Source organism: Providencia sp. 2024EL-00732, from assembly GCF_044006275.1.
GTDB lineage: Bacteria > Pseudomonadota > Gammaproteobacteria > Enterobacterales > Enterobacteriaceae > Providencia > Providencia huashanensis.
On sequence record NZ_JBIPDG010000003.1, the window covers coordinates 85,469 to 111,123 of the forward strand.

At 39.8% G+C, this 25,655-nt stretch carries 23 protein-coding genes and 1 riboswitch; of the genes, 9 read left to right on the forward strand and 14 right to left on the reverse strand.

Features of this window, described 5'->3' with window-relative positions; genetic code table 11:
* The first annotated feature begins 8 nt into the window (after positions 1-8).
* On the forward strand, positions 9-611 hold the full coding sequence (leuD, locus tag ACHB7C_RS07155) for a 3-isopropylmalate dehydratase small subunit (RefSeq protein WP_349488492.1): 603 nt from the start codon (positions 9-11) through the stop codon (positions 609-611).
* Positions 612-692: 81 nt separating this feature from the next.
* Here leuD and sgrR read toward each other — a convergent pair whose 3' ends face one another.
* Positions 693-2,372: an HTH-type transcriptional regulator SgrR gene (sgrR, locus tag ACHB7C_RS07160; protein ID WP_210789835.1), complete on the reverse strand. Its 1,680-nt coding sequence runs from the start codon at positions 2,370-2,372 to the stop codon at positions 693-695.
* Positions 2,373-3,311: 939 nt separating this feature from the next.
* On the opposite strand from sgrR, the gene mutH reads away from it, so the two are divergent.
* Both mutH and ACHB7C_RS07170 read left to right on the forward strand, forming a co-directional pair.
* Positions 3,312-3,995 (forward strand): DNA mismatch repair endonuclease MutH, encoded by a 684-nt coding sequence (gene mutH, locus ACHB7C_RS07165; protein ID WP_042845420.1) that lies wholly within the window; start codon positions 3,312-3,314, stop codon positions 3,993-3,995.
* 76 nt (positions 3,996-4,071) lie between these two features.
* Positions 4,072-4,803: a TerC family protein gene (locus tag ACHB7C_RS07170; protein ID WP_042845141.1), complete on the forward strand. Its 732-nt coding sequence runs from the start codon at positions 4,072-4,074 to the stop codon at positions 4,801-4,803.
* Here the strand turns inward: ACHB7C_RS07170 and ACHB7C_RS07175 are convergent.
* Entirely contained in the window at positions 4,800-5,048 is a 249-nt protein-coding gene (locus tag ACHB7C_RS07175) for a Pathogenicity locus (RefSeq protein WP_042845143.1), read from the reverse strand. The genes ACHB7C_RS07170 and ACHB7C_RS07175 overlap by 4 nt on opposite strands.
* A gap of 163 nt (positions 5,049-5,211) precedes the next feature.
* Here ACHB7C_RS07175 and ACHB7C_RS07180 point away from each other — a divergent pair, with 163 nt between their 5' ends.
* Positions 5,212-6,087, forward strand: coding sequence for an alpha/beta fold hydrolase (locus ACHB7C_RS07180; RefSeq protein ID WP_210855952.1), 876 nt, complete (start codon positions 5,212-5,214; stop codon positions 6,085-6,087).
* Positions 6,088-6,152: 65 nt separating this feature from the next.
* On the opposite strand, the gene ACHB7C_RS07185 is transcribed toward ACHB7C_RS07180, so the two are convergent.
* Entirely contained in the window at positions 6,153-6,932 is a 780-nt protein-coding gene (locus ACHB7C_RS07185) for an acetoin reductase (protein WP_042845147.1), read from the reverse strand.
* A gap of 516 nt (positions 6,933-7,448) precedes the next feature.
* On the opposite strand from ACHB7C_RS07185, the gene ACHB7C_RS07190 reads away from it, so the two are divergent.
* Entirely contained in the window at positions 7,449-8,195 is a 747-nt protein-coding gene (locus tag ACHB7C_RS07190) for an SDR family oxidoreductase (RefSeq protein ID WP_395346881.1), read from the forward strand.
* Positions 8,196-8,354: 159 nt separating this feature from the next.
* On the opposite strand, the gene speB is transcribed toward ACHB7C_RS07190, so the two are convergent.
* Both speB and speA read right to left on the reverse strand, forming a co-directional pair.
* Positions 8,355-9,275 carry an agmatinase gene (gene speB, locus ACHB7C_RS07195; protein WP_042845149.1) on the reverse strand — a complete coding sequence of 307 codons (921 nt, stop codon included), beginning with the start codon at positions 9,273-9,275 and terminating at the stop codon, positions 8,355-8,357.
* 598 nt (positions 9,276-9,873) lie between these two features.
* Positions 9,874-11,778, reverse strand: coding sequence for a biosynthetic arginine decarboxylase (gene speA / locus ACHB7C_RS07200; RefSeq protein WP_042845150.1), 1,905 nt, complete (start codon positions 11,776-11,778; stop codon positions 9,874-9,876).
* 715 nt (positions 11,779-12,493) lie between these two features.
* Here speA and metK point away from each other — a divergent pair.
* On the forward strand, positions 12,494-13,645 hold the full coding sequence (gene metK, locus ACHB7C_RS07205; protein WP_042845152.1) for a methionine adenosyltransferase: 1,152 nt from the start codon (positions 12,494-12,496) through the stop codon (positions 13,643-13,645).
* A gap of 83 nt (positions 13,646-13,728) precedes the next feature.
* Here the strand turns inward: metK and ACHB7C_RS07210 are convergent, their stop codons facing one another.
* From ACHB7C_RS07210 to ACHB7C_RS07220, 3 genes are read right to left on the reverse strand one after another with little or no spacing between them, the layout of a single operon-like run.
* Positions 13,729-14,139: a DUF6691 family protein gene (locus ACHB7C_RS07210; protein WP_042845154.1), complete on the reverse strand. Its 411-nt coding sequence runs from the start codon at positions 14,137-14,139 to the stop codon at positions 13,729-13,731.
* A gap of 4 nt (positions 14,140-14,143) precedes the next feature.
* Complete coding sequence (locus ACHB7C_RS07215; RefSeq protein ID WP_042845155.1) at positions 14,144-14,581, reverse strand: YeeE/YedE family protein; 438 nt, start codon at positions 14,579-14,581, stop codon at positions 14,144-14,146.
* 1 nt (position 14,582) lies between these two features.
* Entirely contained in the window at positions 14,583-14,906 is a 324-nt protein-coding gene (locus ACHB7C_RS07220) for a helix-turn-helix transcriptional regulator (RefSeq protein WP_042845157.1), read from the reverse strand.
* Positions 14,907-15,014: 108 nt separating this feature from the next.
* Between ACHB7C_RS07220 and ACHB7C_RS07225 the strand changes: the two genes are divergently transcribed.
* Positions 15,015-15,548: a SprT family zinc-dependent metalloprotease gene (locus ACHB7C_RS07225; RefSeq protein WP_042845158.1), complete on the forward strand. Its 534-nt coding sequence runs from the start codon at positions 15,015-15,017 to the stop codon at positions 15,546-15,548.
* A 30-nt stretch (positions 15,549-15,578) separates the two neighbouring features.
* Here ACHB7C_RS07225 and ACHB7C_RS07230 read toward each other — a convergent pair whose 3' ends face one another.
* Positions 15,579-16,649 carry a magnesium transporter gene (locus tag ACHB7C_RS07230; RefSeq protein WP_042845160.1) on the reverse strand — a complete coding sequence of 357 codons (1,071 nt, stop codon included), beginning with the start codon at positions 16,647-16,649 and terminating at the stop codon, positions 15,579-15,581.
* A gap of 73 nt (positions 16,650-16,722) precedes the next feature.
* Positions 16,723-16,895: riboswitch (M-box (ykoK) riboswitch) on the reverse strand.
* A 578-nt stretch (positions 16,896-17,473) separates the two neighbouring features.
* On the opposite strand from ACHB7C_RS07230, the gene ACHB7C_RS07235 reads away from it, so the two are divergent.
* Entirely contained in the window at positions 17,474-17,710 is a 237-nt protein-coding gene (locus tag ACHB7C_RS07235; RefSeq protein ID WP_042845162.1) for a HEAT repeat domain-containing protein, read from the forward strand.
* Positions 17,711-17,809: 99 nt separating this feature from the next.
* Here the strand turns inward: ACHB7C_RS07235 and hcr are convergent, their stop codons facing one another.
* Complete coding sequence (hcr, locus tag ACHB7C_RS07240; protein ID WP_042845164.1) at positions 17,810-18,814, reverse strand: NADH oxidoreductase; 1,005 nt, start codon at positions 18,812-18,814, stop codon at positions 17,810-17,812.
* Between the two features lie 77 nt (positions 18,815-18,891).
* Entirely contained in the window at positions 18,892-20,544 is a 1,653-nt protein-coding gene (gene hcp / locus ACHB7C_RS07245; RefSeq protein ID WP_042845165.1) for a hydroxylamine reductase, read from the reverse strand.
* A gap of 344 nt (positions 20,545-20,888) precedes the next feature.
* Between hcp and clcA the strand changes: the two genes are divergently transcribed.
* The gene (gene clcA, locus ACHB7C_RS07250) at positions 20,889-22,295 is read left to right on the forward strand and encodes a H(+)/Cl(-) exchange transporter ClcA (RefSeq protein WP_349483745.1); all 1,407 of its coding nucleotides are present in this window, start codon (positions 20,889-20,891) and stop codon (positions 22,293-22,295) included.
* Positions 22,296-22,353: 58 nt separating this feature from the next.
* Here the strand turns inward: clcA and tehB are convergent, their stop codons facing one another.
* From tehB to ACHB7C_RS07265, 3 genes are all read right to left on the reverse strand, one after another.
* Complete coding sequence (tehB, locus tag ACHB7C_RS07255; protein WP_042845168.1) at positions 22,354-23,241, reverse strand: SAM-dependent methyltransferase TehB; 888 nt, start codon at positions 23,239-23,241, stop codon at positions 22,354-22,356.
* A 133-nt stretch (positions 23,242-23,374) separates the two neighbouring features.
* Positions 23,375-24,454 carry a linear amide C-N hydrolase gene (locus tag ACHB7C_RS07260; RefSeq protein WP_042845170.1) on the reverse strand — a complete coding sequence of 360 codons (1,080 nt, stop codon included), beginning with the start codon at positions 24,452-24,454 and terminating at the stop codon, positions 23,375-23,377.
* Between the two features lie 172 nt (positions 24,455-24,626).
* The gene (locus tag ACHB7C_RS07265) at positions 24,627-25,400 is read right to left on the reverse strand and encodes a hypothetical protein (protein ID WP_042845171.1); all 774 of its coding nucleotides are present in this window, start codon (positions 25,398-25,400) and stop codon (positions 24,627-24,629) included.
* Positions 25,401-25,655: the final 255 nt, after the last annotated feature.

A 25,655-nucleotide genomic window follows, 5' to 3' on the forward strand; every position in this document is an offset into this window, starting at 1 on the left:
GAAAAGCAATGGAAAAATTAATTACCCACGTAGGCATTGTTGCTCCTTTAGATGCCGCAAACGTTGATACTGATGCCATTATTCCTAAGCAATTTTTGCAGAAAGTTACTCGTACTGGTTTTGGTCAACATCTGTTTAATGACTGGCGTTTTTTAGATGAAAATGGCCAGCAACCCAACCCTGATTTTGTCTTGAACAAACCCGTGTTTAAAGGCGCAAGTATTTTACTGGCGCGTGAAAATTTCGGTTGCGGCTCTTCTCGTGAACATGCTCCATGGGCACTGACTGACTTTGGCATTCAAGTCGTTATCGCCCCAAGTTTCGCCGATATTTTTTATGGCAACTCGTTCAATAACCAATTGTTGCCAATCAAATTAAGCGAACAAGAAGTGGATGAAATGTTTAACTATGTGAACAGCCATGAAGGTTGCCAGTTCACTGTTGATTTAGAAGCACAAACAGTCACAGCAGGCGATAAAACGTATCATTTTGAGATTGATAGTTTCCGCCGTCATTGCATGATGAATGGGTTGGACAGTATTGGGCTGACGCTGCAACACGTCGACCAAATTAAAGATTACGAGCAGAGTATCCCCTCTTTTATGCAATAAACCCGTTTCTACGCCTACTTCAGTAGGCGTAGTTTCACGATATAAAGTGGAACATCCCCTCGCTAACGCCGTAAAGCCTCATCATTCAAGACGAGGAACATCTTCAGAAGGCTTAAACCAAGCAGATTTAAAATCAAACCAGCCAAAGGTATTCATGCGAACGCCACGCATTGTGCGTTGACCTTGTAATTCAAGCCAATGATGAAAAATAGGATGGAAAATTTGTGAGTCAATTAAACTTTCACACCAAGATTCAACGTCTAATTGGTGAGTTCTCCATAAACAAAGTTCATTTTCCAGTGTATTTCCAAGACATTGGCGTAATAGCGGCATTTCATATAGGGTAGCAAAAATTGAAAACTCCAGTGGCTTAAAAAAGTTTGCCGTGGCTAACCAAATATCGCTTGGCGCCTCCCCATTAAACCAATCATCATAATCAATAATATTGATGTTAAGCTCAACACCTTGTGTTTGTAGCACCCTTTTCATAATTTGGCTTATCGCATAAAACTCATGGTGATGATGATAAAAGGTGACTGTCAGTTCAGTTAGGTCAGCAGGTTTAGGAAATAAAGTCAGCATTTTGCTATGGTGCCAATGTAATAACAAACCATAAGCAGGCGCCCAGTGACGCTGGTAAAACGGCTCGCAATGAGCAAGTAAGTTTACTGGCGTTAAAAAGCTGCATAGCCACTTGCGGACATCTTCACGTTGAGCAATTTCTGAACGCTGATCCATCAGCAAGAAATAGCACCCCTCCTCCATGCGACTTTCCAATGAATCATTGTGATGTGTATCGCCATCCATTTTTAATGTGGTACACACCATTTGCTCTGATAGCTCAGGAACCACCCATATAGTCACTTCATCAAGTAGCGCTCGATAACCAAAATAGCGGTCAAAAGCCGAAATAGTCAGTTTTTGTGGCAAGTTTTTTTCAACTTGGTAAGGGCCTGTACCGATAGGGCAACGACTAAAATTTTCTATACTTTCCCATTCTTTAGGTAGAATAGCGGCATGATGGCTACCTAATAACCAAGGCAACTGCTTATCGGGCTTGCTGAGGGTGATATCAATGACATAAGGCTGAGGAGACGACACAGATTGAATATGAGAAAAAAGCGGCCAGCAGCTTTTTAAGCGTAATAGTGACGAAATGATATCATCTACCACCATTACTCTTCCATGGTGAAAGTAAATTGCGGGGCGTAGATAAAAGCGCCATCGAGTATCACTAATGCTCTGCCAGTGATGTGCTAAACCATCTTCGACTTCCCCTTTTTCCTCATTTATATGGGTTAACCCATTAAAAATCTGGCTCATTAAGTGAATTTCTGAGCGACGCATTGGCGCACCAGGTAAAAGCGCCGGAAAATCACGATAATAGATAATGCGTAGTAAGTTTTTACCTTGCCGATAACTGCGCTCTAATTCAGATAGTACCATTTGACGAATAGTTTCTTTATCACCGACAAGAGCCACCAGCTTTTCTATACTTTCCTCTTTTAGTAATTGCTCAGCCTGCGCCTGCTGTAACTCTAAGCCATTTACATGGAAGATTAACGTAGAGCGTTTACCTCGGCCTGATTCTGCTCGCCAACTAAGCCAACCATTAGATTGCATATTATTAAGTAGTGTACGAACGTGACGTCTAGAGCAAAACAAGGTATCTGCAATATTTTGCAGAGTAGTTTCACTATCTTGCCCCTGAAAGTGTTGCCAAAGGCGGATGAATTGGTTTTGTAAGCGTGAATTAGACATAAAAGAGGAACTCCGGCAAAAAATGCATCAATTTTAATTTTCTAAAACCAAGCGATAATAGTTAGCAGTAAGTAGCTCGTTTGGTTTGCATATTGCTGACCAACTCCCCCATTTAGAGTAATGGTGTTTTATCACCAAGCCGGTTCGCCGGCTTTTTTTTGCCCTGTTTTTTCAGGCTTCACTCTCTCTTCCAATCAGATACTTGTGTTCGCCCCCAAGCTACCTTCCCTCGTCGTCTCGCTATGGCGCAAACTATTTAGAGGTTAGCTATTTGCGTATTATTTATTATCGATATAATCACAATTCTACACTTCACTTAAATAATTATACCGTAAGAAACTCACTGGCAAGTAGTCTTTGAAAAGTAAATCATTCATAGTTATAAACAGCCAAAGCCAATAATATGGATGTTATTCACTTTTTCTGTGGATATCTATGTTAACAACCCTATGGTAATCAGGGTATATCCCCAGCGCCTTTTTTTATCAAAAAAAAACAGAAACTAATAAACATTGGTAAATCAATCAAATAAAATCAAAAACACCACTTTATCCACTGGTTAATTTTTTAACTAAATCGCTTAGGAGTCTAACTGAACAAAGATCAAACAACGAGGTATTTATCCACAACATATGCGCTTAACTCACTCGTTTTTTGTGATAAACTTCAAAAAAAACGTTTCGTCAAGCCTGTAAATGCACACAGTGCTCCCTATTTTTAACAGTTATCCAGAAATCCTGTGGATAACCTAGTGCATGATCCTGTGATTATCTTGGGAGGAACTTTAATAACCTCTAAAATCGTTTTTAATATACGTAAATAATTAATGATATTATCATATATTTCATATGGTTAAAATTTATAGCTATAAAGTGTTATACTCACCTCATTCAGTAATTTATTTTTGTTCGTTTTTTACACACTAATACCCAAATCATGATGCCATTTATACCACCGCAACCACCTGAAAACGAAGCAACCCTTATGAATAGGGCTCAAGCACTCGCGGGCTATACACTGGGTCAGCTCGCTCAAATAGCCAATATCCCAATCCCCCCTAATCTTAAACGAGACAAAGGTTGGGTTGGGATGTTATTGGAGTATTTTTTAGGTGCCAGCGCAGGTAGCAAAGCAGAACAAGATTTCGCTCATATTGGTATTGAATTAAAAACCATCCCAATTGACCGCCACGGCGTTCCATTAGAAACCACCTTCGTTTCTGTAGCACCATTAACGGGCAACAGTGGTTTAACATGGGAAAATAGCCATGTACGCCGTAAGCTATCGCGAATTTTATGGTTCCCAATCGAGGGAGAAAGACAAATCCCTCTTGCCCAACGGCGCGTCGCTAACCCCTTAATTTGGAGCCCTTCTCCTTTTGAAGAACAATTGCTACGGCAAGATTGGGAGGAGTTAATGGACCTCATCGTGTTAGGTAAAGTAGAAACCATTACGGCACGGCATGGCCAAGTACTACAAATTCGCCCCAAAGCAGCAAATAATAAAGCACTAACTGAAGCGATTGGTGAATTTGGTCAACCAATCATGACATTACCACGTGGTTTTTACCTTAAGAAAGATTTCACTGCGCCTTTATTAGCGCGGCATTTTAATCTTGCTTAACAACCCCCATCGCCTGTACCAAAGCAGACGATAAACAATTATCACTGTTTATTTATTTGATTTAGAAGGTACAAAGATGTTTGAGTGGATATTGGACCCTAATGCGTGGATGGCACTGGCTACACTAACAATATTAGAAATTGTATTAGGCATAGATAATATTATTTTCCTCAGTATTGTCGTCAGCAAGCTCCCTGCCCACCAACAAAATAGTGCAAGGCGCACTGGGCTGATAGCAGCAATGGTAATGCGTCTTGCGTTACTTGCCTCAATAGCTTGGTTATCACGACTCACCACACCACTTTTTAGCATTGCTGAGCATATGGTATCTGCCCGCGATTTAATCTTGTGTGCAGGAGGCATTTTTCTCATTTGGAAAGCTAGCCAAGAGATTTTCGACACTATTGAAGGGGAAGATGAGAATAGTTTTGCCAGTAAGCGCATTAGCTCATTTTGGGGGGCTATCGTACAAATTGCTTTGTTAGATATTATTTTTAGTCTAGATTCTGTGATCACGGCCGTTGGGCTGTCAGATCACTTATTCATCATGATGGCGGCGGTAATTATTGCAGTATTAATTATGATGGTTGCCGCCAAACCTATTGGGGAGTTTGTTGACCGGTATCCGTCAGTGAAAATTTTAGCCTTATCCTTTTTAATATTAGTCGGTTTTACGCTGATACTCGAAAGCGTCCAAGTCCATGTATCAAAAGGCTATATTTACTTTGCTATGTTCTTTTCAATGGCAGTACAGGTACTTAATATTTTACGCAGTAAAAAATGGAAAACAAAACATCCCCCCCATTAACTTGATGTTCCAAGCGCTTGCTTTGCTGCCAAGATAGCCCCCTCAACGGCTTTCTTGGCCTGAGGGCTATTTTTCCAACAACTTGAGCCTGTTAATGCGGCTCCTGAAATTAAAATTTCATCATAAGAAGCTTCACTTAATTGAGCTAATGAGCTAAACCCCATTTGCTCTAAGCGGCTTATCACCATGGGACCAACCCCTTTAACAGCCAATAAAATTTGCTTTTCTGACTCGGAAAATGCCATATCACCCTCTTTATACTAATTACCCAATAATTATTTAAGCTAATATTTTGCAATTTACCTCTTTAATACTTTAAAATCGCAATTATAACAATGCCAGTTTGAATAATTATTAACTGACCTATCTTATCACCCAGCCCAAACTTGCTTTATCTTAGGAATTCATATGTATAACGTTCCAGTGACCAATCTACATCAACATACGATGACGTTAGCCGATGGTCGTCAATTGTGTTGGTTTGAATCAGGCCCCAAAACAGGTTTCCCCGTGATTTTTTGTACTGGAGCAGGTATGAGTGGCACATTGGGCTTTGGGTTAGATTTACTGCAACAATTAAATATTCGCTTAATTGTTCCTGAACGCGCAGGGCTTGGGGGCTCCACCTTCCAAACAAAAAAATCATTAAAAAGTTTTGCTATGGATATCCAAGCGCTTTTAAATGAGCAATCTATTGATACCTTTTCTGTAATTGGCTTTTCCCAAGGTGCGGTCTTTGCGATGGCCATTGCCTATTATTGCCAGCCAAATTCACTGTCTATTGTTTCTGGGCAAGACCAATTTGAATACCCAGATACTCGCGCAAAATTAACGGCCGATGTTGTGAATATGCAGGAACAAGCGCTTAATACGCCTGATAATTTATCCGATTGGCTACTTAAGAATGTAACAGGAGAGTGGCTATTAGCTTTTATCCTCAATTGCAGTGCAGAAATAGACCAACAACTGTACAATGAAGAACAATTTCTTGCAGCCTATACAAGTTGTATTCAGCGCGCTTTTGCTCAAGGTAACCAAGGATATGTACAAGACTTATTAATCACCTTGCAAGAATGGGGCTTTACCCCTGAAAATATTCAATGTCCTACCTCCTTATGGTACGGCGAGTTGGATATGAGCACAGTACATTCCCCTGATTTTGGTGAAGTGTTGTCCAGCCGTTTTTTAAACTGCAACCGCTACTTATATCCTCAAGAAGGCGGTTCATTGCTTTGGACACAAGCAGACGCTATTTTAACTAATATTAAGAAGCAAGCCGCTTAATGAAAAAAGCCGCGCTGAATAAATCAACGCGGCTATCAGTTCAATTTTGATATCACATATGTGAATTAGCGATAAACAATCCCGCCATCAGTCAAAATTGATTGACCTGTAATATAATCAGAGTCATCGCTGGCTAAGAATGCCACTAAACCTGCTACATCATCAGGGGTTTGAGCACGACCCAGTGCGATACCTTCAACATATTTTTTGTAGGTTTCGCCTTTTGGTGCCCCAGTGATTTCTGCAAAGCGTTCGTCAATCTCAACCCACATATCTGTACCCACAATACCTGGGCAATATGCATTCACCGTAATACCTGAACTTGCATATTCTTTTGCCGCCGTTTGAGTTAACGCACGAACCGCAAATTTAGTTGCTGAGTACACTCCTAACATAGCGAAACCATCGTGGCCTGCAATCGAGGAAGCATTGATGATTTTACCTTTATGCTTACGCTCTTTGAATTTCTCGCTAGCCGCTTGGATGCCCCACATAGTGCCATCTACGTTAATTTTGAAGATTAAATCCATATCTTCTTGGCGAACATCAGCGATTGGCTTAACTTGAGCAATCCCTGCATTGTTGATCATTACATCGAAACCACCTAACTCTGCTTCTGCATGAGCTACCGCAGCAAATACTTGGTCACGTTGACTGATATCTGCGGCAAATGTTGTCACTTTACGACCTAAGGCTGCAATTTCTTTTGCAACATCTTCAAGTTTATCTTTTTTCAAATCCACCAGTGCGATATTGGCACCTTCTTTTGCTAAGCGTAATGCAATACCGCGACCAATTCCTTGTGCCGCACCAGTAACTAAAATGACTTTATTATTTAACGCCATACTGTTCTCCTACTGAATAATAGTCAAAATGACTAGTCCACCATTAACAATAAGTTAGCAATAATAACAATAAGTTACAAAGTAAAGATTTTCTTCTGCCATTCTCTATTTATTAGATATATTTAACTATTAACTTGATAAATGCTTTTGATTTTCCAAAGAAAAAGGGATAAATAATGAAATTCAAAGATGATTGTTAATAAAAATCATTATCAATATAATAAACAAAAAATGCGATTTCTTGTATTATGTTTAATTAATACACAATTAATTGAAATTTAAAATCGAATTGGGGCTCATACGTTTCAATTATTCTCTCAGTTCCATCCTGGCGTTTCCCTATATACCGATTAATGTTAACGATTTCAGTAACATTAATCTTCTTTGTCCCTGCAAGGCGAATAAATTTCACACAACAACACATTGTTTTAAACCAAAATAAAAAGCAATAAGCCGAGTTTTTCCTGATTTAAAACCCTTTATTTTGAGGACTCCATAGAAAAATGAGGGATAAACATGCTACTCAACGGTAAAACTGCAATTATCACTGGGGCATCTTCTGGTATTGGCCGCTCTATCGCAATAATGTTTGCTCAAAATGGAGCTTCAGTGTGCCTGACCGGTAGACGAAAAGCGGAGCTTAGCGAAGTGGCTAATGAGATCAATGCCACAGGAGGAACTGCAATTTATTATGCGGGAGATATCTGCTTAGAAGAGACACATTTCAACCTGATAAACCTAGTTTCAAAAGAATTTGGACGATTGGATATCGCTGTAAATAATGCTGGCATGGTAGGCCCAATGAAACCAGTAGCAGAGTTCAGCCTTGAAGAGTGGGTACAGGTTCAAACTATAAACTCTACAGCCGCATTTTTAGGCGCTAAAAATCAAATACCTTTAATGGTTAAATCAGGGGGAGGGTCAATTATATTCACCTCAAGTTTTGTTGGTAATAGTATCAGTCTTCCAGAGATGTGCAGTTATGGAACAGCCAAATCCTCTTTACTGGCGTTAGCTAAAGGTATCGCGGTGGACTATTCAGATAAGAATATTCGGGCAAACGTCATTCTACCCGGTGGGGTAAATACCGATATGGCAGGCAACCAACAACAACGTGAATGGGCAGCAAATTTACACGCGATGAAACGGTTAGCTGAACCTGAGGAAATCGCATCCTCCGCGTTATTTTTAGCATGTTCACTATCAAGTTTTATAACCGGAACATCATTATATGTGGATGGAGGCGTTTCCGTATGCAAATAAGACTTGTTAGGAGAAAAAAGTTAATCCGTTTTAGGAAAAAATGCAAAACCAAACCGCAGCGCCATTTTAAATAAAACCTCATGCAAGCATAGCGTTGGTTCGCAACCTAAAAAAAGCCACCGAGTTGGTGGCTTTGATTCTAAAATAGAAATAAATACATTATTCTTTAGATGCTTGGATATATAACATTTCCAATGCAATGGATGCCGCCGCTAATGCAGTAATCTCAGATTGGTCATAAGCGGGAGCCACTTCCACTAAATCCATACCCACAATATTTAATGGCTGTAAACCACGCAGCAATTTCAATGCACGGTCTGAGGTTAAGCCACCCACAACAGGTGTCCCTGTTCCCGGTGCAAACGCTGGGTCAAGACAGTCAATATCGAATGTCAAATATACTGGCATGTCACCAACAATATCTTTAATCTGCGCGATCATGTCATCTACTCCACGATCGTTGACTTGCGCTGCATCTAACACTGTAAAACCGTTGTCACTATCGTGCTCAGTACGAATACCGATTTGCACTGAACGGGTTGGGTCAATTAGCCCTTCTTTCGGCGCATGATAGAACATAGTGCCATGATCATACTGGCTGCCATTACCATAAGTGTCAGTATGAGCGTCGAAATGCACTAATGCCATTTTACCAAAGTGTTTTGCATGAGCACGTAACAGCGGCAGTGTCACAAAATGGTCACCACCAAATGTTAAGCAACGTTTACCCGATTCAAGTAGCTTTTCCGTATGAGCTTGCAGTTTATCGCACATGTCTTGAGCATCACCGAAAGCAAACACAACATCCCCACAGTCAACCACCTTTAAACGCTCGGTTAATTTAAATTTCCACGGCCAACGATGGCTTTCCCATGCAAGATTAGTAGAAACTTGGCGAATTGCCGCAGGGCCATGACGACTTCCAGCGCGCCCTGACGTCGCCATATCAAATGGTACACCTGTGATCACCCACTGGGCATCTGAACTATAAGGTTGAAAATTCAGCGGAAAACGTAAGAAACCAAATGCGTTAGAAACCAGTGAATTATCAACTTGATTGCCTAAAGTACTATTAATCATTTCTGTTCCTCAAAATGAACCTGCCTATTAGCAAGCCCTTTTAATATTCGATTCGAATGGTTTTTATCTAATTAACTTCGCACAGTATAAATAATAAACAAATCATGTTATTTGCACAAAGTTATTATCTGCAATACTCTCAACTCATGCGCTAAATAGTTCGAGCTGTCGCTAGGCGGCAAATGAGCCAAGCCCTAGGAGCATACACAAGTATGTGACTAGGGTTGGCAAATGCAGCCAACAACGCGACAGTGCGAAATATGACGCGCATACACAAGTATGTGACCCGAGTTGCCGAATGTAGCCAACACCGCCACTCTACAAAATATAACGTGCATAATGCTCTAAATAGTTCGTGTTGTGGCTAGGCGGCAAACAAGGATATCTCGGGGAGCATACACAAGTATGTGACCCGAGTAACCGAGTGCAGCCAACACCGCCACTCTACAAAATATAACGTGCATAATGCTCTAAATAGTTCGTGTTGTGGCTAGGCGGCAAATAAGGATATCTCGGGGAGCATACACAAGTATGTGACCCGAGTAACCGAGTGCAGCCAACACCGCCACAGCACGAAATATGACGAGCATTAGATAACTTATTCGTCTTCGAGATAAGTATACCCATACAACCCGTTCTCGAACTCTTCCACAAAATCTTTCTGTAGCTGCTCACTCAGCCCCGTCCCTTTAACTTGCTCAGTAAAGCTTTCTAATAACACTTCAGGAACCAGTTTAACGTATTGCAGCATATCAGCCACGGAGTCGCCTTCTTCACTTTGTAAGTAACGCACATTACCTTGGCTATCAACCCATACATCTATCGCAGCGGTATCACCGAATAAATTATGCATGTTGCCTAAAATTTCCTGATATGCCCCAATCATAAAGAAACCAATCATTGGTGGGTTTTCTGGGTCATAAGCAGGCATTGGCATGGTGGTTTCAACCCCATCGCCATCGACATAATGGTCAATAATACCGTCAGAATCACATGTTATGTCTAACAATACAGCACGGCGGTCTAATGGTTTATCTAGCCCCTCAATCGGCAATACAGGGAAAACTTGGTCAATACCCCATGAGTCTGGTAATGACTGGAATAAGGAGAAATTAACATAGAACTTATCTGCCATACGTTCTTGAAGTTCATCGATTATTGGACGATGAGCACGGTTACTCGGGTCCAAATCTTGTTGAATACGGCGGCAAATATTAAGATACAACTCTTCAGCCCATGCACGTTGAGTTAAATCTAAAACACCATGTGCGTATTGGGTATGCGCTTCTTGTAAGTCAAACTGACTATCATGTAACCATTCACGCAACGAGCGGCTATTCCCTTGATGTTGCATCGATTCCCATGTGTCCCACAATGAAATAAGTGAGCGCGGGGCATCTTCATTTGGTGGTGATGTCTTAGTAAATTCGTTGCGCTCTACACCAATCACATTGGAAACTAAAACGGTATGATGCGCCGTTAACGCACGGCCAGATTCAGTGATAACCGTTGGGTGTGGTAACCCAAACTCTTCACAAGCATCACCAATAGCCCAAATCACGTTGTTAGCGTATTCATTTAAACCATAGTTAACTGAGCAATCAGATTGGGAGCGAGTCCCCTCATAGTCAACACCTAGACCACCGCCCACATCAAAACATTGAATATTGACGCCTATACGATGTAGTTCCACATAAAAACGCGCGGATTCACGAACACCCGTGGCAATATCACGAATATTTGCCATCTGAGAACCCAGATGAAAATGAAGCAGTTGCAAGCTGTCTAAACGACCTGCATTACGCAGGATTTCGACTAACTGTAATACTTGAGTCGCAGCCAAACCAAATTTGGATTTTTCACCACCACTAGCTTGCCATTTACCAGACCCTTGCGAAGCAAGACGGGCACGTACCCCTAAGCGTGGAGTGACATCAAGGCTTTTAGCTTCTGCGAGTACCATCTCAATTTCGGACATTTTTTCGATCACCAGATAAACTTTGTGACCTAATTTTTCCCCAATCAGAGCTAAGCGAATGTATTCACGGTCTTTATAACCGTTACAAACAATCACTGTCTGTGTTTTGCCTGCATTGGCTAAAACAGCCATTAACTCTGCTTTAGAGCCCGCTTCTAGCCCTAATGGTTCCCCCGAATTGACTAAAGATTCAATCACACGGCGTTGTTGGTTGACTTTGATAGGATAAACAAGGAAATAATCCCCCTTGTAGCCATAAGATTCACGAGCACGTCTAAACGCCGCATTTATTGAGCGAAGGCGATGCTGTAGAATTTGTGGGAAGCAAAACAAAGCAGGTAAACGTAAATGCTGTTGTTCTTCTTTGACCTCGTTTACAAGGTCAGCTAAATCAACAAAGGTGTCAGGGTTTTCAGGATTAGGGCAAACACAGACATTTCCGCGCTCATTCACCTGATAGTAACCACCACCCCAATACGCAATATTGTAAGTCTGGCGCATTTTGCGAGCGATATTATCATTCATAACAAACTCCTAATATGGAGGGGTGAGTGACGCGTTCTCCTTCCGATGCATGTAATTACGACATGGCACGACAAGACAGTTATGTCGGGGAAACGGCAATACTCAGATTTTAATAAAAAGTGCTTAGAACATCTAAACAGTGACAATATACGACCTTAAGCTGACAAATTAATGACTCAGCCTCAAAGGTGTATTAGAGATGTGACGGTAACTTCGTGATGAAGTAAAGAATGACAGGAAAGTAAACGCCAATGTCACGCGGCGATCCGCAAATGACGGTTGGATACTGTTATTCAGTAGATTATGGTTCATTCCCCATTAACCCCCAATATAACTGTTTAACCCTTTAAAATTTCAATGTTGTAGCACTATTTTGGCAGGTTGACCTGTTGATTTAAGCTATATCACCTTGTTTTTTATTGAAATTCAAAAGTTTATAAACATTCCTGATAGATAGCAGGGATTTTATTTTACCTGCTGGTATATAACGGGAAATAACAACCATCCGTTACGGTCGCTGTTTATACATCTATTACGCTCAAAAAGCAAAACCAAAATAACTAAATTGAGATAAAACTTTATGGGTCGTTGTTTTGTGCTCTAGCCGTTTTTTGTATAAATAGAGGTAGAAATTTTTGCTGTATGAGACTAAAATAGACGTCTAGATGTTAAAACATCCAATTATAAATCTGCGAATTCTTAAGGTATTAATCTCATGGCTACACATCTCTTTACTTCTGAGTCTGTATCAGAAGGGCATCCAGATAAAATTGCTGATCAAATCTCTGATGCAGTACTTGATGCTATTCTAGAACAAGACCCGAAAGCTCGCGTTGCCTGCGAAACCTACGTCAAAACAGGTATGGTGATGGTTGGGGGAGAAATCACCACCAGTGCTTGGGTTGATATTGAAGAAATCACACGCAAAACGGTTCGCGAAATCGGTTATACCAGCTCCGAAATGGGCTTTGATGCCAATTCATGTGCGGTCTTAAGTGCCATTGGTAAACAATCACCTGATATCAATCAAGGTGTTGATCGTATCGACCCATCAGAACAAGGTGCAGGTGACCAAGGTCTTATGTTTGGTTATGCCACTAATGAAACTGATGTATTAATGCCAGCGCCAATTACTTATGCACATCGCTTAGTTCAACGCCAAGCAGATGTACGTAAAAATGGCACCTTACCTTGGTTACGTCCAGATGCAAAAAGTCAGGTTACCTTTCAATATGACAACAATAAAATTGTCGGTATTGATGCGGTGGTTTTATCCACTCAGCATTCTGAAGAAATTCAACAAAAAGACCTGCACGAAGCCGTAATGGAAGAAATCATTAAACCTGTTCTTCCTGCTGAATGGTTAAGTTCTGCAACTAAATATTTTATTAACCCAACAGGTCGCTTTGTCATTGGGGGCCCAATGGGTGACTGTGGTTTGACTGGCCGTAAAATCATCGTTGATACATACGGTGGTATGGCTCGTCATGGTGGTGGTGCTTTTTCTGGTAAAGACCCTTCTAAAGTCGACCGCTCCGCGGCTTATGCTGCACGCTATGTTGCGAAAAATATTGTGGCTGCAGGGCTTGCAGACCGCTGCGAGATCCAAGTTTCTTATGCTATTGGTGTCGCTGAGCCAACCTCTATTATGGTCGAAACATTTGGTACGGCTAAAGTAGATGAATCGTTATTAATTAAATTAGTACGTGAATTCTTTGACTTACGCCCTTACGGTTTAATTAATATGCTTGACCTTCTACACCCAATTTATCAGCAAACTGCATCATATGGCCATTTTGGTCGTTCGCAATTCCCTTGGGAAAAAACGGATAAAGCTGAATTATTGCGCAGTGCCGCTGGCTTATAATTTATTTAGTTAATACCGTAAAGTAAAAAACCCATCTGCTAATGATGGGTTTTTATTGTCGATAATATCGTCATATAAATGGCTTAATTTTTTTGTGTAAATTGGAAAATTGCCATTCCTGCTATCATAGCTAACGTAAATATAACCCCTTGAGTAACCCCCATTCCTGTTAATAGCAAGGCAGGTCCTGGGCAAATACCTGCAAGCCCCCATCCAACACCAAATAACACGCTGCCCGTAATCAGCTTTTTATCAATTATTTGGTTAGTTGGTATTTGTAATGGACAACTCAGGATACTTACTCGTTTTCTTTTGATAAAAACATAGGAAACCCCACTAATCACCATTGCCACTGCCATTGTGACAAGTAAGGACGGGTCCCAATTCCCCGTAATATCAAGAAAGGATAGAATTTTAGCCGGGTTTCCCATCCCCGCTATCACCAAACCTAAACCAAATAATATTCCTGATATCAGTGCAATTATAATTGGCATTCACTTATCCCCTTAGCCCGTACTGGTTAGCAAGCGCTACGGTTACAAAAGCCACAAGCATAAAAATAATTACGGCAACAATGGAGCGACGAGAAAACCTCGACATACCGCAAATGCCATGGCCACTGGTACATCCCCCCCCTAAACGCGTGCCAAAGCCAACAAATAGACCTGCTAGAATTAAAACTGGTACGCTAGCCGTAATATTTACTTCTGGCGTATAAGCAAACCAAGTGAATAACAACGGGGCAATCATCAATCCAATGATAAAAGCCGCCTTCCATGCCGTATCACCTTTTATCGGTCTTAGTAAACCACCTAAAATGCCGCTAATCCCTGCTATTCGTCCGTTAAAAACTAATAAAATTGCCGCTGCCAACCCAATCAGCACGCCCCCTATCGCAGCGGATATCGGGGTAAAATTAGCCCAATCAATCACCATGTTAGTTCTCCTTTGCCGGGCAATAAAGTTGATATAACGTATTAAGTAGCGTGAATAGTTTTTCATCTGCTATTGCATAGTAAATGCGTTTACCCTCACGACGAGTTGTCACTAAGCCTTCATTTCGTAACACAGTCAGTTGTTGTGATAAGGTGGGCTGTTGGATACCCAGTTGTTCCTCTAATTCACTGACGCAAGCTTCCCCCTGTGTTAATTGGCAAAGTAGGATTAAGCGATCAGGATTCCCCAGTGTTTTTAATAATGATGCAGTTTGTGTTGCTGCTTGCTTCATCGCAAAAAGCAATTCTTCTGGTGTATTATTCATATAGTCACGTTAGTTATCTTTATTATGTATTATTATAATATATATTTTTATATAATAATCGTCAAATTTTACTTGTTTGCCTTGCTCACCTTCACGTATCCTTAGCTTATGAAAACGATTAGAGTCCCTATTTTTTTACAGCAACGAGTCATGAGCACCCTACGGGAAAAGCTCGCGTTGGCGGAACAAAAACTTGAACAAGCTTTTCCAGAACCCAAACTCAATTACAAACAACGCGGCACAACAGCTGGTAGTGCTTACTTAAAAGAATGGGAAATTCGTATTAATCCAATATTACTAATTGAAAATACACATCTTTTCATCGATGAGGTTGTTCCTCATGAACTGGCTCACTTATTGGTTTTTAAGGTGTTCGGTCGACAGGGAATTGCGCCCCATGGCAAAGAATGGAAATGGATGATGCAACATGTGCTAGAAGTGGATGCAAACCGTACTCATCGTTTTTCAGTCGCAACAGTAAAAAGTAAAACCTTTAATTACACCTGTGCCTGTAAAACAACCCATGAATTAACAATACGTCGTCATAACAAAGTGATGAGAGGTGAAAACCAATATTTGTGTCGTCGATGTGGGGAAATTTTAAAACCGAAGGAAGTTAGTGCCGCTACGGCAGAAAATTAACCTTCCGCCGTAGCAAATTCAACATGTCTCTTAAGCAAACTCCGTCATCACTAATTTGGCAATTTCGAAGTAGATAATCAAACCTGTGCCGTCAATAAAAGTCGCAATAAACGGTGCCGATACGACTGCTGGGTCTACTTTTAGTTTCTTTAATACCATTGGTATAATTGAAGAAACAATCGCACTCCACATAGTGATAGCGACAATTGTTAAGCTTACAACAATCGTTACTTCGTGACCAACGCCTAAGATCCAAGCACGAATTAAAGCAGCCCCACCAATAGTGACAGCAACTAAAAATGAAGTAGAAACCTCTTTTTTCAGCACTGCACCAAGGTTACGTAAGCTAACTTCTCCCAACGCCATTGCACGAACTAGCGTTGACGTAATTTGAGTACCGCTGTTGCCACCAGTACCAATCAATAATGGGATAAAGAACGCAAGTGAAATTGCTGCTTCAAGTTGTTCTTCAAATGCTTTTAATACTGTCCCTGTATAGGCTTCAGCGACAAATAACATTAACAACCAAACTACACGTTTACGCCACAGTGTTACTGGACTAGTCGTTAAATAAGGCTCATCAAGCGGTGTCGTTGCGCCTTGTAACTGCGCATCAAGTGTATTCTCATCTTCAATCAGTTCTGCGATATCTTGCGGACGCAAAACACCCATTAATTTGCCAAATTGCACAACAGGGATCATATCTAGACCACTATGGTTAATCAGGTCATAGACATCATGACGAGATTGTTCTGGTGCAACCGAAAAATAATTGTGCCGCATAATATCAGACACTAATAAATCTTCTGGAGAAGCTAACAATGATTTAACTGAAAGAATTCCATTTAAATAATTGTCGCTATCAACAACAAATAAATAAGTCGGAATTTGTTCGCCATCAAGGTGTTCAATAAGGTTTTGTTTTACACAGGCGATTGAATCTGCGACAGAAACTGGTAGATATGATTGGCTCATATATGCACTAACAGTTGCGTCATCAATTTTAGGCTGCTGTGTATTGTGGTTTTTAAGGCGCGTGCCTTTCATCGCGGATTGAGCAATTGCAACTGCTCCCGCTTTGTTTTGAGAAGTGAATGTCATTTTTTTAGTCCCTATTACTGTTGGTTACTCAAACAGTACTCAAATAGGGGCGAAACCAGATGAGAGAATGCAAAAGCTATCTCTTCGTCTCGGTTTTAGCACTATACAACGTATCCTGTATTGAGCAGGAAGTTACATGGGGATATACCTTCGGTCGATATATCCTGTCCTAATCTTGGGCGTCTCTCGACGTCGTCAGATCAGTAACCTATGTTTGTATAGGAGCCTCGCCTAACGAGATACTGCACTTTGGATGCGGCGCGAATTATACCCATTGATAAATTAATTACTAGTCTCTATCTACGTTTTTTTACGCATAGTAAACTTATTGTTTAGGGTTTGTTTAAGTTTATATTTAATATAAATTCATCAAGTAACAATTTGTAAAAAACAATAAATTATAATGTTTTTGTTATAAAAACATTATAATAAAACAGTAACCACATCAATAATAACCAAGAAAACAAAAATAACATTAAAGATATAATTTAATAAAATTAATTAAATTCACCCTTACTCCTTGCCTTACAGCATAAATATCAAAACCCATGACTCCAAGCATTATTAAATAAACCACTCACTCTTTATTGGTGTATTATAAATTACTAATACTAATTATTCGAGTGGTTTTTAAAACCAATAACAATCAAATTTAAAAATTAATTAGTAAGAAAATACACTTATAACGTTATTTAATTCGAATATATTGGTAAAAAATGAATTATTAATTCTTAATAATAATTTTTAGATGTCAATTCAGAGTTAAATATCACTAGAATTATCTTAGAATATTTTTGAATTTATTTAACAGTGAAAGTTTTATTATGGATAAAGTAATTGTAGGTATGTTAACAAATTTAACATACAGAGTGAATGATGAAATAAAAATCGCAGCAATTTCAGCATTAGGCGATTTTAAAGCAACAATTGAATATCATGATGCCATCATACGCATCATAGACTTATGCCAAGACCCAAATAAAGAAGTCGCAGTTTCAGCAATTAATACATTGAGTAAATTGTCTGTTTATTTCATACATAGCCCAAAAATAGAACACTAAAAACCCTTATTATGCGTACGTTAAATTTATATTATTTCGTATTGTGTAGCACTGCCCCATTATTTTTATAATGAGACAGCCTAACGACGTTAAATAACCTTACTCGATTTCAGTGTCGCCTTGTAATTGGCAGCTGCAGGCTAAAACATAACCTTCGGCAATCTCTGCTTCAGTCAATGTCATCGTACTGGATGTGGTGTAATTTCCTGATAATACCTTTGTTTTACAACTACCACAGACACCTGCACGGCACGCCGCGATAACCGGCTGTTTATTTTGTTCTAATGCAGACAATAAAGAGGTACCAACTGGTACTTTAAAATTCACTAAACGCTGACGAATTTTTAATGTCAGAACATCTTCGCTATCAATAGCCTCTGGTTCGGTAGAAAAGCGCTCCATAAAGAATTGCTCAGCAGGGACGCCTAAATTTGCAGCAAATTGCTGCGCATTTTTCATATATGGAACTGGGCCACATGTCATTACGATACGTGAATGAATATCGGGTACTAGTACTTTTAGTTTTTCTTCGGTTAAACGACCCTGTGCAACCTCCCCATTATCTGGAGTTTCAGCCATTACACACAGCTGTAGCCTATCTGGATATAATTGGGTTAATTGTTGCCATTCTTGTGCAAAAATGACTTGTTGGTTATCGCGAACATTAAATAATACTTTGACGTTTGCCTCAGGACGATTTGCCATTAGCCAACGAGTCATAGACATAATCGGCGTCACGCCACAACCTGCCGCCAGCATTAAATATTGTTGGTTTTCTACATTAGCGCAAGTGAATTCCCCTTGAGCGGCTGAAAGCCAAAGGTAATCACCCTCTTTAACAGAACGTGTGAGCCAATTTGACCCCATACCATCTGCTAATCGCCTGACTGTAATCGAAATAAAACGACTTTGCCCTGGTGATGATGAAAGAGTATAAGCACGCATGACCTCATCACTATTTTTAATACTAACCAAAGCATATTGCCCTGGTGAATACATATAGAAATCGTGATTAATAAGATTGATAGTCCAAACATCCGCTGTTTCTTGAATAATAGAATGAATTTGCATCCTATTTGGACATAAACTGCTTGGCATTGTCATTGCTTCACTCCTTTATAGGGGGTCACAGCCCCCTTCTCTCATATCGGTATTTTAAACGGGTTCAGTCGTCTTACTAATTATGCAGGTAAAATTTCAGCGAGATCTTGCTCTACCGTGGTGATGCTACGCATACCAAACTTCTCATTTAACACATTTAATAAGTTTTCGGTTAAGAAACCTGGGGCTGTTGGACCGGTATAAATATTTTTCACACCTAGCGCCAATAGTGTTAATAGAATAACAATCGCTTTTTGTTCAAACCAAGATAGAATCAAGCTTAGTGGTAAGTCATTGATACCACATCCAAGTTTCTCTGACAGATTGACCGCCAGCATGATTGCGGAATAAGCATCATTGCACTGACCAACATCCAATAAACGTGGTAAACCTTCTAATGTACCGAAGTCCAATTTATTAAAACGATACTTACCACACGCTAATGTTAGGATCAGGCAGTCCTCAGGTACGCTACGTGCAAAATCAGTGTAGTAACTTCTTTCACCACGGCTACCATCACAACCCCCTACTAAGAAGACATGACGCAGTTTTTTCTGTGCGACTAAATCAATCACCGCATCAGCAGCGCCTAATAAAGTTTGGCGTCCAAAACCAACCGTGATTTTGTGTTCAATTTCGGTATATGGGAACCCTGCTAGTGATTGTGCTTGCGCTATCATGTCAGAAAAATCATCACCAACTAAGTGTTTAGCTCCCGGCCAGCCGACAATGCTGCGCGTCCAAATTCTGTCTTTATATTGCCCAACATCAGGGTCAATAATACAGTTTGATGTCATCAAAACAGGCCCAGGGAATTTAGCAAATTCAACTTGCTGGTTTTGCCACCCACTGCCATAGTTACCGACGAGATGAGCATATTTTTTCAGTTCTGGATAACCATGTGCGGGTAACATTTCACCATGGGTATAAATATTGATCCCTGTACCTTCTGTTTGCTCGAGTAACATTTTCAGATCTTTTAAATCATGGCCTGAAATCAAGATACATTTACCTGCAACAGGGCGAACATTAACCTCAGTTGGCACTGGATGACCAAACTCACCGGTTTCACCCGCATCTAATATTTCCATGATTTTAAAATTCATCAAACCAATTGCCATTGAGTTATCAAGCAATTCATTCATGTCTGATGGCAACGTACCTAGCCAAGCCATAATGTTATGGTATTGGCCATAAACCTCATTATCATATTGGCCTAGTACATGAGCATGTTCCATGTAGGCCGCAGCCCCTTTTAAGCCATAGAGGCATAACATGCGTAATCCATGGATATCTTCGCCTACTTCTGCCTTATCGATATCCAAAGAGAATTGTGCTGCTTGTGCCTGTAAGGTAGGAATATCGGTACCGGCTAACTGCAAGTGGATCAAGGGGTGATTAAATACCACAGCACTATTTACTGACTGGCAGTGTTTAATTAATTTATCACGTAAATAAATAGCTTCGCGTGCATAACCAATAATACGGTCTGAATCAAAATTGACGTTAGTTAATGTGGAGAAAAATGCGCGTGGAGCAAAACTATCAATATCATGATCGATAATACCGAGTTCACGAGCCGTAACTGCACTGGCCGATAAGCTTTGCAATACAGCAACTAATAAATCTTGTAGGTCAGAAGTTTCTGCTGTTTTACCGCACATACCCTGCGCGTATGCACAGCCATTACCAGCTGGAGTTCTAATTGTTTGTTCACATTGCACACAGTACATGTTATTCGCCTCTTAAAGTTGCATTTCAAATACAACATTAAGATTACGCTCTTTATTAGAATAAAAAAGTGGAATTGTTAGCTATCTAACCATTTATTGATCTACGTTAATGTTTTGTATTAATGAGAACTATTATCAATACTGGAAGTATGATAAACCAACTGCTGCTGGCCTTAGTGTTTATTCATTATTTCAGAATGAATAAGCTGCCCTCATTTTATTTTTTGAAAAATAATCACTATTTATTCCAATATAATTTTCCTATGATAAGGTTTACTTTATCTCTTGCTATACTATGAATGTAAGTTATTGTTATGTAATCACAAAAAGAGAATCAAAAAAAGATGGCACAGGAAAAATTAACAAGTAAGTCCGTAATGAAATATCGTTTCGGTGTACTTAGACGGTTAAAAGAATCAGATAAGACTCCCATAAAGATCTTACTATTAGCCGCAATTATTGGCGCTGCCGTTGGGCTTATTGGCTCTCTATTTATGTTAGGCACCACTTGGATCAGTAACTACCGTACTCAATCTGTTGGCGACTTAGCCATAGATAAATGGTTAGTTATTCCGACTATGTTTGCTGTCTCAGCTATTCTTGCAATGATAGGTTATTATCTTGTTAAACGTTTTTCCCCTGAATCAGGGGGCTCTGGTATCCCCGAAATCGAAGGGGCTCTGCAAGATTTACGCCCTGTTAGATGGTGGAGAGTCATCCCCGTAAAATTTTTTGGTGGCTTAGGAACACTAGGCTCTGGGATGGTATTAGGGCGTGAAGGGCCAACAGTCCAATTAGGGGCTAATATTAGCCAGATGTTCTATGATATTTTTCGCTTAAAAGATAATGAATCTCGCCACACTTTATTAGCTGCGGGTGCAGCCGCTGGCTTATCAACTGCATTTAATGCGCCTCTTGCAGGGATATTATTTATTATTGAAGAGATGCGCCCTCAATTTAAGTACAGTTTAATCTCCATTAAAGCTGTATTCATAGGTGCAGTTACAGCCACTATTGTTTTTAGACTAATTAATGGGGAAGCCGCCTTATTAAATATCGGGCAATTTTCCTCAGCCCCCATGAACACACTTTGGCTCTATTTAGTTTTAGGGCTGTTATTTGGTATTGTAGGGATCTGCTTCAACCGTTTTTTATTATTTTTACAGGATAAATTTCTCGCCTTTTATCAAAATAAAATCTCTCGTTTCGTCTTAATGGGAGGGCTGATTGGTGGGGCTTTTGGTGCTATTGGTGTTTATACCCCTGAAATTGTTGGCGGTGGTTACTCGGTGATCCACCAAATGGTTGCAGGACAATTTACGATTACCTTAATATTCCTCTTTTTTGCATTACGCTTTTTAACCTCAACAATTAGTTTTAGCTCAGGCGCACCTGGAGGGATTTTTTCTCCCTTACTCGCTCTGGGAACGTTATTTGGTGGTGTTTTTGGCTATGCTGTACTCGAACTATTTCCCCATTACCAAATAGAAGTGGGGACTTTTGCCATCGCAGGCATGGGGGCTTTATTTGCTGCAACGGTAAGGGCCCCTTTAACGGGTATTGTATTAGTTTTAGAAATGACGAATAATTATCAGCTTATCTTGCCTATGATTATTACTTGTATCGGTGCCACTATGATGGCCCAGTTTTTAGGTGGTAGGCCCCTTTACTCCGTTATATTAGAAAAAACACTTGAGCGTAGTGCAAAAGAAGAGTCAGCAGCGAAAGCGACCATCCCCCCTTCTGCTTAGCGTTAGCCATAAAAAAACGGGTTGTTGAAACAACCCGTTTTTTATCAATCAGATAGTTTTATCTTTTTTTTGCAATTAGCGTTGCGAAATTAAGCTTAATTCGGTTTCCTTGTGCATCCGTGCGATGCAGATGACCTGGGTTTTCATTATATTTTAAAATTTCCCAGTCTTGATAATAATGTTTTAATTCGCCTGGCTTCAAGAAACATTTAAAAGGAACTAAATCTAATGGAGCATCTGGCGTTTCAACAGCACAGACAATCACATTAATACCACCTGATAACGTATGCTGTTGCATGTTCGCCACCACATCCGCAATCTTTTCACGCTGCAAAAACATCAGTACCACAGTAGAAATAATTAATTGATAATCATCTTGAATTTGGTGGCTATTAATATCGTAAATAGCAGTATGAATATTATCTATACCTGCTTGTTTTTTCACAAAATCAATCGCTTGAATATGTTGCGGATTGATATCGACGGAAGTAACGTCATAACCTTGTAATGCAAGGTAAAAACTGTTCCTTCCACGACCAGAGCCTAAATCCAACGTTTTACAAGGGGCTGATAATTTATTTTCACATAAATACCGAACTTCTGAATGGGGGATCGTTAAACCATACTGCTTATAAAATTTAATTTCTGGTTGGCACAAAAAGGCGAGTTGGCATTCCATATCATCACTACAATTGGAAATACGATGCCAAATTTGTGGTTCGATTATTGGCGGCTGGTTATGAACATCAAAGGTGAAGTGCTGTTCGCTGCCATCTTCATTAAAAATGATAAAATCAAGAGAGCCTTTCAATACCTTTAACTGGGCGTATGTATCCTCTTTTGTATTATGGCGCTCTTGAAACATGAGCGGTAAAGAGGTTTTATTCCAGACCGGCATGGTCTTGTAGCACACAAGTTCATTCATATCATCACCAATAAGTTGCATTTTAAATACATCTTATACCGATAGCTTGAACACTGCAAAGCTTTCATTAATAAAACAATCAGGGTTTTGATACAAATCAACCGCCAGTCAGCACTAGCGGTTGCCCTATGATTCATTACCTAATAATAGATAATTAATAACCTAATTGCTTAGCACTTAACCCTAAGAATTCAAATGGTTTTGTTACCACATAACTGTTGGTCGCATCCCCTGAATAGATATTGCTTTGCTCTACTCCTAAGTCAAGCTTTTTGACTTTCCCTGTTTCAGCAGAAAAATCAATTTTCTTTAAATCGGTCCAAAAAATATTTGGCGTTAATGCGGACTCGAAAAAGTAAAGTTGACGCTTATGATCCACCAAAGTACGCCAACGAGTTGATGATATCTCTGGTGAGTTTTCTGATGTCAAACCATATGGTACAGACACATTGCGAACGACACTAAAAACACTCGCTACCGCTTTGTTAGCTGTTGTTTTTTGAGGGATGGCATTGATATAGAATTGGGCCCGGGCAAACCTGTCTGCTGAGCGGTTAGTTCCTGGTAACATCACTGTACCACCAATCCCTTGCCAATATTCCTGCATTGCTAATTGCTTTTCATAAATTGGTGAATTAGTCATCACTTGATATTTTCGATTGTGATGAATAACTTGCTTACCATCAATATATTCAATAATAGCGCTATCGCCACTAGCATCTGATAAAGATAAATGTAAGGTCGCCAAACGATCTTGCCCTGGCACATTATCAGTAGCGACGACTAGCGGATTTTTTTCTAAATCAGCAACCGCTTCTTCGACCGTTGCATAGTTATCTAAAACATACTGTGCCCACAATGAAATAGACAATGCAGGTTGTTTATCGTCCACTTGAGGGTATTTTGATTCCGCTAGCCACAAGAGATTTGCCACTAAGCCTTTTTCATTGACCCCATCAGTCGTCGAAATATCATAACCTGAAGCGATCACGCTACCGTATTTTGACTTCCATTGTAGAGAATTTGGCCCAGCAACCCCATTACGCTCCATTCCCCGAGGGAAAACCCAAAGATTGGTACCAATATCGTATTTCCAATCCATTGTTCTACCAGTCATGATTTGCTCGTTGTCACCCAAGTAAAGTACCCGAGTACATGCTTGGCTCACCACAATAGGCATTGATATTGCTGCGATTGTCGCTAGTGCTACGATGCTTTTTTTAACAAACTGCATGCCATCTCCAAAATAATCAAATTAACGTACTATAAGCATAGTATACAGATGGATATTATTTAGTCTTACTAGATAAAAAATAAAATGAGATATGGATATAGTAAGAAATACAATAAATGATAAACGTTAATGGCACTTCTTTGTATCAGTGCCATTTTTTACAGTGAAAAAACTAGTTATTTACTGAAGAAAACAAAGAACGTAATAATGCTGCTTTTTGTTTGTTATCTGGGATAGCTAATATTTCATCATAGAAGCTAATCGAAATACGACAAGCTAATGCAGGCGATTTTTTACCCGCTTGTAAATTGCCAAGAATTGCTGTGTCTGCACCATATTTTGTAGAAAGTTCGCTGGCTAGTTTAGTCAACATCTCAGTATATTCAGCAGGTGACATTAAAGCTTGCTTCGTACCCGCTTCACTCGAAATTAACAGTTCATTCGTTGCTTGAATTTGCTTTAATAATACTACTTGGCTTTTTTGGGGTGGGATAATTTCCGCCGTCTCTCTTAAATGTGGGAAAAGAGAATAAAAACATGTTTGCCCTGTTGGGTCTTCTTCTAATAAGATTTTAAGATAATCATTCACTTTACTGGTGAAATTAATAACAGAATCATCAGAGGCGTATTCCATACGCTCCAGCACCAGTTTCATTACGCTGCCAACAACCTGATCAAATAATTGACGACGCAGGTCTTCATTCGTCGGGTCATATTGTGTAATAAGGTGCTCAAAACTTTGGTAGGTCTCAGGGCTTATTTTCTTTACTGTGGCAATTATCGGCAATTCTTTTTCAACTTGAGCAAGTGCTTCTGAATGAATAGCACTATTATTTTCAGTTGATAACACGTCATTATCTTTACTTAACCAATAAAAACCGAGCGCAAATGCAATAAAAATAATGCATACAATTAATGCGGTTTTACGTGAGTTATTTGTTTTCAAAATTGCCCTGCCTTTTCTCTATAAAACGGATCACCACAAATGCCGTCAAACTTGCCTATATCACCTAAACAATGAGATATATTGCCATACACCAAATAATAGTGTTCAAGACGATAACGTCCTATGCCTACTATTTTAGCTTGCATCGAAGCTGTCTAGCTATAGGAATAAAGGAAATTGCGAAATAAAGATAAGAGGGATTTAGTACAGAAAATAATTTAGTTATTCATAAATAAAAAACCTCCGGAGCTTAGC